Source organism: Rhodococcus koreensis, from assembly GCF_017068375.1.
Lineage (GTDB): Bacteria > Actinomycetota > Actinomycetes > Mycobacteriales > Mycobacteriaceae > Rhodococcus_F > Rhodococcus_F koreensis.
On record NZ_CP070610.1, the window covers coordinates 378,451 to 393,560 of the forward strand.

At 63.0% G+C, this 15,110-nt stretch carries 9 protein-coding genes and 4 pseudogenes; 2 read left to right on the forward strand and 11 right to left on the reverse strand.

The genetic code is table 11. The annotated features are described in order from the left end of the window. Nucleotides 1-53: 53 nt before the first annotated feature. From JWS14_RS42720 to JWS14_RS42735, 4 genes and pseudogenes are all read right to left on the reverse strand, one after another. A complete protein-coding gene (locus JWS14_RS42720; RefSeq protein ID WP_206016432.1) occupies nt 54-941 on the reverse strand; it encodes an MBL fold metallo-hydrolase in 888 nt (295 codons plus the stop codon). A gap of 8 nt (nt 942-949) precedes the next feature. Continuing rightward, nucleotides 950-1,168, reverse strand: a pseudogene (locus JWS14_RS42725) (hypothetical protein); the annotation flags it as partial. Nucleotides 1,169-1,267: 99 nt separating this feature from the next. Beyond that, nucleotides 1,268-1,420: pseudogene (locus tag JWS14_RS42730) on the reverse strand (IS3-like element ISRhosp1 family transposase); the annotation flags it as partial. 34 nt (nt 1,421-1,454) lie between these two features. After that, nucleotides 1,455-2,828, reverse strand: a complete 1,374-nt coding sequence (locus JWS14_RS42735) for an MFS transporter (RefSeq protein ID WP_206016433.1) — start codon at nt 2,826-2,828, stop codon at nt 1,455-1,457. Nucleotides 2,829-3,353: 525 nt separating this feature from the next. Between JWS14_RS42735 and JWS14_RS42740 the strand changes: the two genes are divergently transcribed. Next, nucleotides 3,354-4,382 (forward strand): LacI family DNA-binding transcriptional regulator, encoded by a 1,029-nt coding sequence (locus JWS14_RS42740; protein ID WP_095870034.1) that lies wholly within the window; start codon nt 3,354-3,356, stop codon nt 4,380-4,382. 385 nt (nt 4,383-4,767) lie between these two features. Here the strand turns inward: JWS14_RS42740 and JWS14_RS51980 are convergent. The 5 genes and pseudogenes from JWS14_RS51980 to JWS14_RS51985 form a co-directional block, all read right to left on the reverse strand. Further along, nucleotides 4,768-5,307, reverse strand: a pseudogene (locus tag JWS14_RS51980) (oxidoreductase). A gap of 71 nt (nt 5,308-5,378) precedes the next feature. Continuing rightward, nucleotides 5,379-6,926, reverse strand: a complete 1,548-nt coding sequence (locus JWS14_RS42755) for a class I adenylate-forming enzyme family protein (protein ID WP_206016434.1) — start codon at nt 6,924-6,926, stop codon at nt 5,379-5,381. Between the two features lie 48 nt (nt 6,927-6,974). After that, complete coding sequence (locus tag JWS14_RS42760) at nt 6,975-8,237, reverse strand: M20 family metallo-hydrolase (protein WP_095870031.1); 1,263 nt, start codon at nt 8,235-8,237, stop codon at nt 6,975-6,977. Between the two features lie 14 nt (nt 8,238-8,251). Next, on the reverse strand, nt 8,252-9,016 hold the full coding sequence (locus JWS14_RS51320; RefSeq protein WP_259376150.1) for an aminotransferase class III-fold pyridoxal phosphate-dependent enzyme: 765 nt from the start codon (nt 9,014-9,016) through the stop codon (nt 8,252-8,254). Between the two features lie 31 nt (nt 9,017-9,047). Continuing rightward, a pseudogene (locus JWS14_RS51985) lies at nt 9,048-9,623 on the reverse strand (aminotransferase class III-fold pyridoxal phosphate-dependent enzyme); the annotation flags it as partial. 660 nt (nt 9,624-10,283) lie between these two features. On the opposite strand from JWS14_RS51985, the gene JWS14_RS42775 reads away from it, so the two are divergent. Beyond that, a complete protein-coding gene (locus tag JWS14_RS42775; protein ID WP_206016436.1) occupies nt 10,284-11,459 on the forward strand; it encodes an MFS transporter in 1,176 nt (391 codons plus the stop codon). A gap of 816 nt (nt 11,460-12,275) precedes the next feature. On the opposite strand, the gene JWS14_RS42780 is transcribed toward JWS14_RS42775, so the two are convergent. Continuing rightward, entirely contained in the window at nt 12,276-13,079 is an 804-nt protein-coding gene (locus JWS14_RS42780; RefSeq protein ID WP_206016437.1) for an IclR family transcriptional regulator, read from the reverse strand. A gap of 126 nt (nt 13,080-13,205) precedes the next feature. Continuing rightward, nucleotides 13,206-15,032 (reverse strand): acyl-CoA dehydrogenase, encoded by a 1,827-nt coding sequence (locus tag JWS14_RS42785; RefSeq protein WP_206016438.1) that lies wholly within the window; start codon nt 15,030-15,032, stop codon nt 13,206-13,208. Between the last annotated feature and the right edge of the window lie 78 nt (nt 15,033-15,110).

Sequence of the window (15,110 nt, forward strand, 5' to 3'; positions counted from 1 at the left end):
ATACTTGCTCAACGTATGCGATGAATACGGTGTGCGCAAGGCTCGCGTCTGACTCAGATCCTGTCGGCCGACGACGCCCGCACACCGAGCTGGGCGTAGCCTGCCTGCAGTGCCCCCGAGAATCTCCAGTCCAGTGGCCAAGGCCAAGATGCTGCTTCGCGGGCGCGGGCCATCGGCACACCCTCGTCGACCAGTCGGCGGATCGAGTCAGCAGCGCTGGCGATTTCCAGTTGCTGACCTCGCGCCCAGGTCAGATCGGCGGGTTGCCCGTGTCCCGCAAGCACAACCGACCGCGCATCCAAGAGTGCGAGTGCAGAATCGAGGGCGCTCGCCCACTCCAGCGGATAGCAGTCATCGATGTAGACCGGTGGGCCTGTCGCTTCCAGCAGATCACCGAACTGCATGACGTTGGCATCAGGCACCCACACCACGAGGTCCCCGGCCGTGTGGCCGCGCCCTGGATGAACAAGCTCGACCCGGCGACCACCGATGTCGACGGTCACCCGATCGTCGAAAGGGTGGTCGGCGGGAAGGACGGGCGCTCCGAGGATCTCGGACGTCCGCGGGTCCTTGGTCGGGTCCGCCGTATGCTCCCGCCGGTACCGGTCTTTGAACAACTCCGCAGACACAGGAGTGCGCTCGGCCGCACGACGAGTTGCGTAGATCGGGATGTTTTCGCCGCACACGGCTTTCGCGGTTGCGTTTCCAAAGACATGGTCGAAGTGCTCGTGAGTGTTCACGATTGCGAGGACGTCGCCGCGGCCGAGTCGCCGAACGTCCGCCAGCACCGCGCGTGCCGCCTCGGCCGAGGAATGAGTGTCGACGAGGAGAACGCCGTCGCCGCCCTCCACCAGTGTGACGTTGACGTCGTGCCACGCGTAGCGAGCCATCCAGACGCCGTCGGCCACCTCGTGGAAGCCCGTGTCATACTCGATCTTCATAGCGAATCCTATTGGCTTGCAGTGACTGTTAGCGGGCTGAGGCGTTCGTGCATCATCGTCATGCCCTGGCTGCCGCCGACGCACATGGTCTCGACGCCGAAGGTCTTGTCCTGCTCACGCAGGTTGTTCAGCAGGGTGTTGGTGATGCGGGCACCGGTCATGTCGAACGGAACAACGAGCGCGATCGCGCCGCCGAAGATGTTGATCTCGTCCTCGTCGAGGTCCAGGTCGTCGACCTTGGCCGGGTCGAACTCCGGCACCTTGGCGACGGCCGCGGCGGACGACAGCCAGGTCTGAGGTCGTCCCCCGGGAGTGGACACCCGATTTCATGCGGCGACTGACAGCGCAGACGACGCGATCAGTCGTTGTTCGAACTCCTCTGGGGTGAGGTGTCCGAGGGCGGAGTGACGGCGACGTCGATTGAAGTACGAGAGCCACTCCCCCACCCGCACTTTCGCCGTCCAACCCGATCCGTGCAGTCGGACCTGGCAGGAACACTGCAGGTAACAGATCTCAGTGGCGGAGACTGGACGACTCGCTGAGCTTCATTCCCTGGGTCTCGGGAGCCCACACGATGGATACGAGCAGACCGACCAACGTGATGGCGCAGGCGGCGTACATGGTGGCGGAGATGCCGTACTGCTCGAGTGCAACCGGTACGAGAAAAGTTCCTGCGGCCGCACCAAATCGCGTGAACGCGGTGACCAGCCCCATGGCAGAACTGCGAAGGTCGGTGGGGAACAGCTCGTTGGGGTACACGAAGTTCATTACCTCCAGACCTCCGCTGGAGAGGGCGAACGCGATGAAGAATACGGCGATCCAGATGGCCGGCGCATCGGAGAACACGGCAAGCAGCAGCAACGGAACGGACTTGAGGGCAAAACTCCGGATGGTCAGGGTTCTACGGCCAACCTTGTTGACGATCCCGAGTGCGAGCAAGCAGCCAACAGCGAAGAACAGCTCGATGACGGCGGACCCGTAAGTAGCAGCATTACCTTCGAGATGCAGCGCGCCGATGAGTTGAGGGCCGAACGAGAAGATCGCGTACACGGGGATTATCGCGCTGGTCCAGCTGGCGATCACGAAGGCGAGGCGCCCGAGATAGCCGGAGCGGATGATTCCGCGGAGCCCGACGGTCCGCTCCCCTTCAGCGGGGACCTCGTCGACCGTAACCCCGGGACCGAACACGCGCTCCATAACGGTGTTCGCCTCTTCGATGCGCCCGTTTCGGGTGAGCCAGTACGGAGATTCGGGGGTTCCGACGCGCAGCACCCCGATGAGCAGCGCGGGGACGGCAGCGCTGACCAGCATCCATCGCCAGGCGTCGTCCCCGACCGTGGACAACAGCACCTGGCCGACGCCATAGGCAACGGCACCGCCCAGGAAGAACAGCGAGATGAGCACTCCCAAGAGCGGCCCACGGAATCGCTTCGGACTGAACTCGGTGAGTAGGGCCGAACCAATGGGATAGTCGACTCCGACGGCGAAACCGATGAGCAGCCGCATGATGAGCAGAGCGAGTGGCCCATCGATCCAGAACGACGCAATGGAGAGTACGGCGATGGCGAAGAGATCCCATTTGTAGATCCGCTGCCGGCCGAACTTGTCCGATAGGTAGCCACCGACGATGCCTCCGAAGAAGACACCGATGAGAATCGTCGCGGCGATGGCGCCCTTGGCGGCGGACGAGAGAGCGAACTCCGGCCCGATCTGGATCAGCGCAACACCGAAAATCGACAGGACGTAACCGTCGATGAACCCCGAACCGCCCGCGCACGCGGCAAGCCGGATCTGGAACAGACTCAGTCTTTCATTGTCGAGCGAAGCATCGCCGTTAGGCGGGGACGGTGATGTGGATGGGTACGCGGTGCCCGCGATCTCGGACATGTGACGCTCCTGTTCTGGGTGGACTCGCGCGCTTGCCGTATACCCATGTCGATATGTCTCTTCGGGTTTCGTGGCTGGATGTGGCCGGTGCGCGGGGCCTGGTGTGACGGTACGTCTGGTCTGGCCGGCCTGATTACCCGGACCCCCATGGCGCTGAGGCTGTCACGACGGCGTGTTGCTTCACCGTTCCGACTCTCCGGCTGCCCGGTCGCGATCTGCTGACGACGTCGAGGTCCGCGGCAGGTGGACACCCGTACCGCTCTCCTTCATCTGCAGCCCTCATGTGACCTAGGCCTTGCCAAACGTTTGGTGTGACGATAATCGACCGCGTCGAGTGAACGCAAGGGGCGAGATCTCGGGAGAGCACGGTTTCAAAATCAAGCGAGAGTATGACGCAGATGACAATCGTTTGGCGTAGATTGCTGTGCGCACCACTGGACTGGTGGCTCTAACAGCCCGACGCCGGGTTCCTATCCTTTGCCTCACGACCGCAACTAACTCGAAAAGGGGGACGACTTGACCGCGATGAATATGAAGCAGTTGGCAGCGCTGGCCGGTGTCGACGTGTCCACTGTGTCACGCGCATTGCGAGGTGACAGCCGACGCGTGGCCGCGTCCACGATCGAACGCATCCAGACGCTGGCTTTCGACGCGGGCTATGTTCTCGATCCTGTTGCGTCCAGTCTGCGCGGAGGGCGCTCGCGCGTGCTCGGCGTGGTCGTCCCCGTCCTCAGCGACATCGTCATGGCCATACTCGCGACAGCCATCGAGGAAGCGTCCCGAGAATTGGGCTACCTTTCGGCCGTCATCGCGACACACGGCGACCCCGATGTGCGCTCCGCCGCGATCGATCATCTCCTCAGCCGGAAGGTGGACGGTTTCGTACTGTGCGACACGGAGGTGGGGCGTGCAATTCCCTCTCAACTCGAATCGGAATCTGTGCCGTTCGTTTTTGCCATGCGCCGGTCGGATTGCGCGGTTTCGGTGACTGCCGATGATCGCCGTGGCGGTTCGCTCGTGGCTGAGCATTTCGTCGCCATGGGACACGAACGGGTGGCAGTGGTCCCCGGGCCGGCCGCAGCGAGTACGTCGCTCGATCGAGTGGCCGGATTTGCCGAAGTGATAGCGCAACACCCGCAGATCACCGTCGTGTCCGTTTCCAGTCTCGGGGGATTCGGTGTCAACGACGGGCATCGCTACGTCACGGAGCTTCTCGCGGAGCACCAGGAACCCCCCACTGCCCTGTTTTGCGCGAACGACCACGCTGCGATTGGAGCAGGCCGGGCGCTCGCCGACCGCGGTCTGCGGGTCGGCGAGGACGTCGCGCTCGTCGGGTACAACGACATTCCGCAGGCCGCATACCTCGAAACCCCCCTCAGCAGCGTCCGCACGGATCTGGGCGCGATGGGGCGGACGGCAGCGCGCAAGCTGGTGTCGTTGATCGAGGGACGTGATGCGGCAAGCGCCGCTTTGGAGCCCGCTCTGATCGTCCGTGCCTCCTCGTCCGAGGTGCGCGGCGCCTTGGTAGGACCGGCACCTCGGCCAGGGGCGTGATCATCACTCGACGAAATCGTCCCAATCATTCGCGAGATAGTCGATGAAGGTGCGGCCCAGTCCCTGCGACGCGAGATATTCACGACACCGGCTGATCGATGCTGCTGAAAGACGGATCGATCAACACTCGGCGAGCTAAGTCGTGCTGAAGAATCGCCGTTCCGACTAGAACGAAGTCCGCTCCCCGATCAAGACACGACTGGGCCACGGCGCCGGACGGGATCTTGCCCGCCACGCCGAGCCGTGTACTCCCTCGCGGAAGCGATGCGAAGACATCCAGCAGTGTGGCACCAGCGGCCAGGTCGCGTGAGAGCCGGTTCGGGCTGGTTTCACGGTGTGGGCGCTTCCCTACATCCCACATCGAGATAGTCGACAAGGTCCGATGTCATGGTGCATTCTGCCACGTGACAGCTCTCGGAAGAAGGACACCGTAGCGCTCGGGGCGCAGACGCAGACCGACCTGGAACGAGGGTCCGGTCGCCGCTCTCACCGCCTCGAGAACCTCGAGAACCATCCGGGAACGATTCTCCAGCGTGCCACCGTAGCCGTCGGTCCTGGTGTTGGGTCGCGAGTCCAGGAACTGGCACAGGCGGTAACCGTGCGCTCCAGAAATCTCGACGCCATCGAGTCCCGCGTGCTCGACCCGTTGTGCAGTAGAAGCGAAATCTCGTACTATGTAACAGATTTCGGTGATCAGTACGCGGATACTTCTGGATGCATCATCCTAGGGGGCGACCGGCTCAAGTCCTGCAAATTCGTGGCGTGCGCGCGCACCACCGTGATGGAGCTGGACTGCCGAGGGCGCATCCCGCTCGGCCAGTGCGGAGGCCAGTCGTGTCAGGCCGGGCAAGAAACGATCGTTCCATACGGCCAACTGTCCGGGGAATGCCTGGCCAGCCCGGGACACATGCGCTGCGCACGTCATTACCAACCGAATCCGGCGTTTCGTGGAGCACGCGATTCGAGGGGCGGGGCGACGGATACTCGATCACTCCGCTATTGCCCCGCGGTCTGGTACTGCTTACGCAGTTCACGCTTCAGTATCTTGCCGTAGGCACTGGTTGGCAGTTCGTCCACGATCCAGACGTGGTGTGGCTTCTTGTACGAGGCCATCGACTTTCGTGCGAAATCGATGACGGACTCGGGAGTCAGATCTGTGCCCTCCTGCGCGACAACCACAGCTGCGACCACTTCACCCCACTTCTCATCGGGGATGCCGATTACCGCGGCCTGCGCGATGTCCGGATGCTGGCCGAGGACCTCTTCTACCTCGCGGGCATAGATGTTGGATCCACCGCTGATGATCATGTCCTTGATGCGGTCTGTGATGAAGAGGTATCCCCCTTCGTCGAGGTAGCCGGCATCGCCGGTGTGCAGCCAGCCGTCCTTGATCGTTTCGGCTGTCGCGTCCGGGCGTTCCCAGTAGCCGGACATCACCAGCTCACCGCGGACGGTGATTTCTCCGACGGTGCCGGCGGGGACTTCCCGTCCCTCGGGGTCGACGATTCGAATGCGAGTCGAGAAGGTCTCGCGGCCGGCCGAGCCGAGTCGTCGGACGCAGTCCTCGTCGTCCAGACGGTGCTCGGCCTTCGGCAAACAGGTGATGGTCGCGGCTGCCTCTGCCTGTCCGTAGAACTGCACGAACACGGGGCCGAAGACCTCGAGCGCGCGCTTCAGGTCGGCGACCGGCATGGGAGCAGCCCCGTACACGACCGATTTCAGGCTTGACAGATCGTGCTTCTCCACATCAGGAGCGTCGAGCAGCATCCGAATCATCGTGGGGGCGAGCATCGTTGCAGTGACGTTCAGGCGATCAATCGTTTCGAGCACTGCGGAGGGGTCGAAACTGAGCGAGCTCGGAAACGCGTTCGCCGCGCCCACCGCGAGGTGTGGCATCGCGACGCTGCACGATCCGTGCGAGATCGGAGCGAGGTGCAGCATCACGTCGTTGGACCCGAGATCGGATCCGAGTTCGAGCATGAAGTGGCGCGTCATCGCGAGCAGGTTCCGGTGGGTCTCCACAGCTCCCTTGGGCTTGCCTGTGGTTCCCGATGTGTAGAACAGCCACGCGGGATCATCGGGCTCGATCACAATGTCCGGACGTTCGCTCGGCGACTTCAGCCAGTCGTCCAGCCGTTCGAAACCGGGGACGTCCCCGCCGAAACTGACCCAGTGCTCGATTTGCGAAAGATCCTCGTGAAGGGGAGTCAGTCGGTCGGCGAGCGTTGCATCACACAGGACGATGGTGGCCCTGGAGTCCGAGAGAGCGTGGCGGTAGTCCTCTTGATGGCCTCGCGGGTTGAGGGTGACCGCGGCGCAGCCGGCCGTGATGGTGGCCAGGAAGCCTTCGAGCCCCTCGTAGCGGTTCGTCGACAGAATCGCGACCCGCGCCCGCTGAGGAGCGCGGGTCAGGATGGCGTTGGCTAGGGAGCTAACGCGGGCTGCGCCTTCCGCGTAGGTGACGGGCGCACGGTCGAGCGAGACCCACAGCGGGTTCTCGGGATAACGCAACGCGCTTCGGTACAGAAGGTGTGACAAATCCATGTTGTTCTCCAGAGTGCGAAGTCCGAACCAGTCGCGAAGACGGCGCGGTCAGGCGAAGTCGAGCTCGCGATCAAGGGTGATGATCGTGTTGAGAAGTACGTTCGCGCCCGAGTGGATGTCCTTGTCGGCGGTGAACTCGTCCGGGCAGTGGCTGCGGCCGTCCTTCGACGGCACGAAGATCATGGCTGTCGGGATCTTCTTCGCAATAATCGCCGCATCGTGTTCGGCGCCGCTGTAGAGGCGGGATTGTTTGAGTCCGAGTCGGTCTGCCTCCCGCGCGGTGACCTCGATGAACCGATCATCCATGCCGGCGGGCTGCTCCGACGGGAGCCAGTCCAGCTGGGCTTCCACCGAACGGCTGGCGCCCTCGCGCTGCACCGCGCTGTGAAACTCGGTTCCGGCGTCGTCCAGCCAGCGCAGATCGGGGCTGCGGAACTCGCCCCAGAGTTCGGCGGATTCGGTGACGATGTTCACTGCATCCGGTGTGAAGGTGACCAACCCGGTAGTTCCTCTACCGTCGACGTTTGCGGAGGCGATCTGTTCGATGGCCAGGACCGATCCTGCGGCGGCACATCCCGCGTCGTGCCGCCGGTTCATCGGCGTCGTTCCGGCGTGATCCGGACGGCCCCTGAACGCGACCCGGAATCGCTTGATCCCAGTGATGGAAGTGACGAGGCCGATATCGCTGCCCTGCTCCTCGAGATACGGCCCCTGCTCGATGTGCAGCTCGACGAACGCCTTGATGCGGCTGGTGTCCATCCGTGAGGACAGCAGCGCACTGGGGTCGATGTCGATGCGCACCAACTCGTCGGCGAACCGGACACCGTCCGAGTCCACCCGGTCGAGATCCTCAGCGGTGATGAACCCCGTCAGCGCCCGCGAGCCGATGCAGCTGATTCCGAACCGGTTGGGCTCCTCACTGAAGAAGTCGACGACGATGAGGTCGTGGCGGAGTCGAACTTCGTTGGCGCGGAGGGTCCGCACCACCTCGAGGGCGGATGCGACACCGACGTTGCCGTCGTATCGCCCACCTCCCTCAACGGTGTCGGTATGTGATCCGGTCATGATTGCGCTGTTGCCAGGCGCGGTCCCGCGGAGCACACCGATGACGTTGCCTGCGCCGTCGATGTGAGCGTCGAGGCCGGCCTCCGCCATTCGAGCTCTGACCCAGTGCCGGCCGACGACATCGGCCTCGGTCAACGCCTGCCTGGTCCAGCCAGGAACGGTGGAGTCGACGATGGTCGACAGGTGGACCAGGTCGGCAGTGAGTTGCCCCGGATCGGCAATGGTGAGGGGGTCGAGAACAGACATGCGGTCTCCGTTTCTCAGGCCGAGAGATATCCGGCGGCCTGCAGCCGCTTCGTCACCGTCGCGAGGGTCGTATCCAGCCGCTCGACGATCTCGGTGACTTCGGCCTCGGTGATGATCAATGCGGGCGTGAGCATGAGGAATTCACCGAAGGCTCCCCCGTTGAGTCGACGACCACCGATGAGCAATCCGTTCTCCATGGCAACACGACGGATCTCGCCCGTCGCGTTGGCAGCACCGGGAAGGGAGGCTTTCGTGGCGCGGTCCGCGACGATCTCGACGCCGACCATCAGCCCGCGGCCGCGGACATCACCGATCAGCGGCCATTTCTCCGCCAGACCCTGCAACTGCTTGGTCAGCTCTCGACCCATGACCGCGCCGTTCTCGATCAGGCCTCGCTCGGTCATCTCGTCGAGAACCGCACAGCCTGCCGCGCAGGAGATGGGGTTCGCGTTGTACGTGTGCGACAGATCGAAGCCACCGTTCGAGGTGAGGCGCTCGAGCAGTTCCGCCGAGACCGCAGTCGCAGCGAGCGGGACGTATCCGGCGCCCAGGCCCTTGGCGATCACGATCGCGTCGGGGCGTGCGTCGGGGGTGTGCTGGGCAGCCAGGAATTTTCCGGTCCGGGTCGCGGACATGACCTCGTCGAAGACGAGAAAGACATCGTGGCGGGTGCAGATCTCGCGAACGGCGCGCAGATAGGATTCCGGTGCAACGTTCGCGCCGGTTGCTGTTCCGCCAACAGGCTCCATGATGAAAGCGAGAACGTTGTCCGGAACCAAGTTCGAGGATCGCGCGTTCGAGGTGCTCGGCGGCGAGCGATCCCGCCTCCTCGATGCTGATTCCGTCGGGGCGGCGGTACGTCAACGGCGCGGGAACCTTCGTCGAGGGCACCATCATGTCGCCGTAGTAGGCGGTGTACTCACTGTCCCCGGTCCACCCCATCGTTCCGAGCGTTCCGCCGTGGTAGGACGGCGTGAGTGAGATGACCTTCCGCTTCGCCGGCTTTCCTGCCTGGTAGGCCGCGACCCGGAGAAGTTTGATGGCCATCTCGTTGGCCTCGGACCCGTCGTTCGCAAGGTGGATGCGCTCAAATCCGGGTCCGGCGAGCTCGGCGATCCGCGCCGTCAGCTCGATGTTGGGGTCGTGTCGGGAGAAACGAACGTACGAGAACGTCATGCGTCGGCCCTGGTCGACCATCGCCTGAAGGACGCGTTCGTTACCGGGACCGATATTCGCTACTGCCGCACCAGCATTCGCATCGATATACGACGTGCCATCAGCGCCGTAGAAGCGAATACCCTCGGAACGGGTGATATGCGGTCGAGGAATCGAGGACTTCGAATAGAACTGCTCTTGATGGTTCCCGAGGCCGTCACGTGTGGACACTGCGCCTGACCTTCCTGTTAGTGGCCGTTGTTTACTAGAGAAGCGAGGAGCGGCAGCCCACCGCAGGTCACTCCCGCTTTTCCGGAAGCTGCATGGGCGGTTGCCAAACGTTTGGTATCACTCTACGTTTGCCAGCCCGTGAGCACAAGACACCTGACCGGAGAGCAGCCTGGCCGGAGCCTGTGGTGGCCCGGCTGGGCACCCCCCTTCCGTGCAATGGCGCGGCCTGCGCACGTCGCCCGACCGCGGAACTGGGCACGCATGACGGTTTCCACCTCCACCGGAGCAGCCTGCCTTCGTTGCCGCAGCCGGGGACGACGCTGATGGAAGTTCTGCCTAATAGAACAACTATCCATAGATACGAATAGCGTGATTTCCGTAGTGTTACCTTCGGCGAGACCTGGTATACAGGATTCGGTTATATATCCTGACTTTGACTTCAGGCGGATGCCGGCAACGGACCTCAGGGTGGATTTCAATTCTGCATAGCAGAATTATCGACGTTCGAGTTCGCCTCAGATGCATGCGGCTGCGCTCGAAGAGGATTTGCCATTGGCACCATCTCTATCTCTGGCCTGCGCGAACCGGGCTTCCACTCACGAGTACGAAAGGGCGTTCATGGTGGTGACTCGCAGACCTCGGATGGCCACGTTGGGTGGAGTGATCTTCATCGTTTCCAACGTATTCGGGTCCTGGGCGTTGATCTTCCCCGTGACTCCGCTCCTCGTCAGTGCCGTCGGAGGCTCAGGTTTCGCCGCGGGGGGAACAACCGGGGTGTTTATGACCGCCACTATCGCGGCCCAACTCGCCACCCCTACATTGCTGCGTCGCTACGACTTTCGTCCAGTTGTGGTGTCCGGATGTCTGCTTCTCGGGTTGCCGTGCATCGCTCTCGTACAGTGGTCACACGACATCACCGCTTTGATGGTGATCAGCGCGGTCCGAGGACTCGGATTCGGCCTGGTGACAGTGGCCTGCTCTGCGCTGCCTCCTCACCTGTCCACCAGCGATCGGCTCGGTCGGGCCGTCGCCGCACAGGGCATGGCCAATGCTGCCTCTCAGACCGTCTTTCTGTTGATCGGAATTCAACTCTTCCGAGCCGGGGGTGTGGTGGCAGTGTCCGTAGTCGCGACTGCAATGGCCGTAACAGCAGCGCTGGCGGCGCTTGGTCTCCCGCGGGCCATGTATGGCGCTATCGGTGCGCATTCGGATTCCGAGTCCACGCGTGGTGTCCTCAAACGGCCTATCGCCTTGGCCAGCCTGGCCGTTGTTGGCATCGCTGCTGCGTATGGTGGTCTTTCAGCGCTGGTTCCGCTCGTCGGCTATCCCCAGTCCACACATGCCGGAGTGATCCTGGCGACGGTAGGCGGCACCGTCGTCGCGGGCCGGTTCGTCGCGGGACACTATAGTCACCGGATTCTCGACCGTCGGTCGACGGCACAGATCGGAGTCGTCGCAGCGATCGCGGGAACCATGTGCTTCTCGGTCGCCGTCACATCGGCGAATGCCGCATTCCCGGTCGCTCTGGCCGGGGCGATGGCCTTCGGGTTTGGCCTTGGCTGGATCCAGAACGTGACGTTGATGAGGACATTAGTGTCAGTACCCCCGCACCGAGTCGGATTCGCCAGTGCCGCATGGAACATCAGCATGGACGCCGGAATCGGCCTGGGAGCGACGATGACGGGCGCGGTCGCCGATCACTCCGGGTTCGGTATCGCTCATCTCTCGTCTGCAGTGATCATTGCACTGACCGTGGCACTCCCTCTCGCCGCACGGCAGAACCGCAGTCAGCAGCATCGGCAGGTGATGCGCGAAGTGCCGGCCAGTCGCGAATAGAACCGCGCCGACAGTCTCTGCGGTTCGCCTCGCCTGAGGGCCGAGGTGGCTGCGAAGCCCTTACTCTGACCCTCGTCCACGGTCGAGCGCCAGAGACTCGCCGAGATTCGAGGCGAGGAAGCCGAACGCGGAGGCGGGGATCGACCGTGCGATCTGAGGGAACTCCTGTGCTGGCGGGTTAATAGTTCATAACTGTTGTGCAACAGCTTTTTACCGACCCGACTGCGGCCGAGTCGGATTCAAGGACGTTACTGTGGGCGGCGAGGACCGACGCGGTCCCAGTACGGCTGAGTCCGTCGCCGCTGGTTTGGATCGCACCACTGAAGCGTGTAGCGGACCTGAGGCCGAATTCGGCGACCACCCGTTGATCCGGACCGTGGAAGAACGGAACATCGTCGCCTGAACAATGGGTGGTCAGGGACCAGTGCGCTGCCAGGGTGAGCGACTCAAGAGCAGGTACGCAGAAGTGCCCCGGATGTTGCTCCGGGGCACTTCTGGCCCATGTCGAAGATCGCCGTCGAGGTGGAGCGGTTGCGTGCCCGGCATCACGAGTGCTTCGAAGTCACTTTCTGGCCGCCGAGGCCGTCAAATCACCGCTCACGTCGAACTCGACATTCTTACACTGACTCAGTGTGGTCTCCCGCATCTCGTGACTTACCGGCCGAGACGACATTTGCTGTCGGCAACACTCTTTCACATGTGAGCGAGGACCCAGCACTCAATACCGTGGAGCGCCGTGCTGTATCCCGCTCGCGATAAGGCCGGCGATCTTCCGGTCATGTCAACGCGACCAACGATGGGAAGGTGTGAACCCGGTTACAGGACTGTGCTGATGGTCTCTGCGGTGCGTCTGACTTGGGGGCCGAGGTGGCTGGCAAAGCCGTCGGCAGCTCGCGCCCACGGCAGTGCCAGCGTGACGGCGCCGTGGACTGTGCCAGTCTCGTCGACGATGGCGGCGGCCACGCCGACGAATTCCGGGCCTGCCTCCCCGAGATTGGTCGCATAGCCCAGTTCGCGGGCTGTGGCCAGGTGCTGGTCGAGTAGGGCACGGGTGCCGATGGATCGTTCAGTTACGGTGTGGAGCTGCTCCTCCGGGTCTGGGAAGAGTTCTCCAAGGTCAGCGGTGGTCATGCGGGAGAGCATTGCTTTTCCCGCTGCTGTCAGGTGGGCCGGCATCCGGTCGCCGAGATCATCGACTACTCGCAGCGGTAGCAGTCCTTCGGCGACGTCGACGACGATGACGTCGGGCCCGTCGAGAATGCACAGCTCGGTCGTCTCACCTGTGACGTCGCGCAGGTTCCTGATCAACTGGTGAGCGGCTTGGCGGACAGGCAGATGACTGACGGCAGCCAATCCGATATCGAGCAGCGCCGGACCTTGGGCGTATGCGCGGGTCGTCACGTCTTGCTCGACGAACTCGAACTGCTGCAGCACAGCAAGTATCCGATGCGCGCTGGAAGGTGCAATGTTCAACTCGTGCGATACCTCGGTCACACGAAGTGATGGTGATTTCCGGAGCATAAGAAGCATCTGCAGTGCATTGCCGACTGATCCGATCGGGTAGGAGGGGGAACTCCCGCGCGGTGATTTGACCGTCGCCGTCGGGTCCAAGTTGCCCACGATGGATGACTATACATTTTCGGTGGGCGCCATGAACGGGGGTGGAATCGGCCCGGCCGGCAGTGGCGTCGTGGACCTCGCCGAAGTCGGGCGAGGTCCACGACGTGTTGCATCTTTCTCAGCGAGTCAGAAGGCGTTCTCGTCGAGCTCCATGATCGCGAGATCGAGGTCGAGGACGGATTGCTTCGTTGCCGTGATGCCGGGGAGTACGGTCTTTGCGAAGTAGGACGCCGTCGTGATCTTTCCCTTATAGAAGGGCGCATCCTTGACTTCCGGGTCACTGGCCAAGGCAGTCAGTGAGACAGTCGCCTGCACGAGGAGCCGCCATCCGATGAGCAGATCTCCCACCGCTTCGAGCAGTCGAACGGCTCCGAGGCCTGCCTTGTAAATCTCTCGCCCGTCGTTCGTGCCTGCCGCGTAGCATTCGAAGGCTGCGACCATCTCACCGATGTCGCCGAGTGCCACGTGAAGCAGTGTGCACTCGGCTCTCAACTCAGCAGGTGCTGATCCGATGAACCGCTCGATCTGCTCCGTGACGTGCGAGAGGGCGACACCGTTGTCGCGCAGTACCTTGCGGAACAGAAAGTCTTGGGCCTGAATCGCTGTGGTGCCTTCGTAGAGCGTGTCGATGATGCTGTCGCGGAGGTACTGCTCTAGCGGGTAGTCCTGAAGGTATCCCGAGCCGCCGAAGATTTGGAGGCTACGGGTGAGCAGCTCGCATGCACGTTCCGAACCGACGCCCTTGACGATCGGCAGGAGGAGATCGTTGACTCGCTGCGCCAAGTCCGCGTTCGCACCGGACACCTCGAGTGCGACCTCGCGATCCTGATGCGCCGCGGTATAGAGGTAGACGGCGCGCAGACCCTCGGCGTACGCCTTCTGCAAGACGAGGCTGTGGCGGACGGCCGGGTGGTGGCCGATCGGAACCCGCGGCGCGGCCGGGTTTCTCATCTCGGTCATGTCGACACCCTGAATGCGTTCTTTCGCGTAGTCGCGGGCATTGAGGTAGCCGGTGGAGAGAGTGCCGATGGCTTTGGTGCCCACTGTCATCCGCGCGCTTTCGATGACCCGGAACATCTGGGCGATGCCGTCGTGCACGTCGCCGACGAGCCACCCCACTGCGGGAACGTCGGTACCCCCGAAGGTCAGCTCACACGTCGGCGAGGACTTGATGCCCATCTTCTTCTCGAGGCCGGTGACGAAAACGCCGTTACGCGCCCCGAGCTCCATGGTCACCGGATCGAAGTGCCATTTGGGTACATAGAACAGGCTCAGACCTTTGGTTCCCTGCTGCGCACCCTCAGGTCGGGCCAGGACGAGGTGGAAGATGTTCTCCGCCGTGTCGCCGACGTCGCCGTTCGTGATGAAACGCTTGACACCCTGTAGGTGCCAGGTTCCATCCGGCTGAGCGATCGCTTTGGTCCGCCCCGCGCCGACATCGGAACCGGCATCGGGCTCGGTCAACACCATGGTTCCCGCCCAGCCCCTCTCCAAGCCGGCTTTCGCCCACTGCTTTTGCTGTGCGGTCCCGAACTCGAACACGACCCGAGCGATGGTCGACGAGAAGTTGAAGAACGTCAGTGGCGCATTTGCCGAAGACAACATCTCGTTGACCGCCCAGACCAGGACGGACGGGGCCGCCGAGCCGCCCATGTCGGCGGGGAGCCCCAGCTGTGCCCACCCTGACTCCGCGACGATGCGAACGGTCTTCGCCAGCGCATCCGGTACGACCACAGAATTGCTGTCCACGTCGAACGTCGTCGGTGCGCGATCCGCTACCTCGAACGACTCCGCAACCGGTCCTTCAGCCAAGCGGCTGACTTCCTGCAGAATGTCGGTGACGAGTTCACGATCGAGGTCTCCGTAGACGCCCGTGTCGAGCACCCTGCCGAGTTCCAGGACCTCGAACAGGTTGAACTCCAGGTCACGGACGTTGCTCTTGTAATGCGCCATCTTGGTCGGTAATCCCCTCTAGCTTTCGATGCACGGTCTGCCGAAATCAGCTGATCCGCTGCTGAGCCCGCAACCTCT

Bases quoted from the DNA above. Each gene is read 5' to 3' on its own strand.
- JWS14_RS42755 (WP_206016434.1), bottom strand. From the start codon at position 6,926: ATGGATTTGTCACACCTTCTGTACCGAAGCGCGTTGCGTTATCCCGAG.
- JWS14_RS42720 (WP_206016432.1), bottom strand. From the start codon at position 941: ATGAAGATCGAGTATGACACGGGCTTCCACGAGGTGGCCGACGGCGTC.
- JWS14_RS42735 (WP_206016433.1), bottom strand. From the start codon at position 2,828: ATGTCCGAGATCGCGGGCACCGCGTACCCATCCACATCACCGTCCCCG.
- JWS14_RS42740 (WP_095870034.1), top strand. From the start codon at position 3,354: ATGAATATGAAGCAGTTGGCAGCGCTGGCCGGTGTCGACGTGTCCACT.
- JWS14_RS42760 (WP_095870031.1), bottom strand. From the start codon at position 8,237: ATGTCTGTTCTCGACCCCCTCACCATTGCCGATCCGGGGCAACTCACT.
- JWS14_RS42785 (WP_206016438.1), bottom strand. From the start codon at position 15,032: ATGGCGCATTACAAGAGCAACGTCCGTGACCTGGAGTTCAACCTGTTC.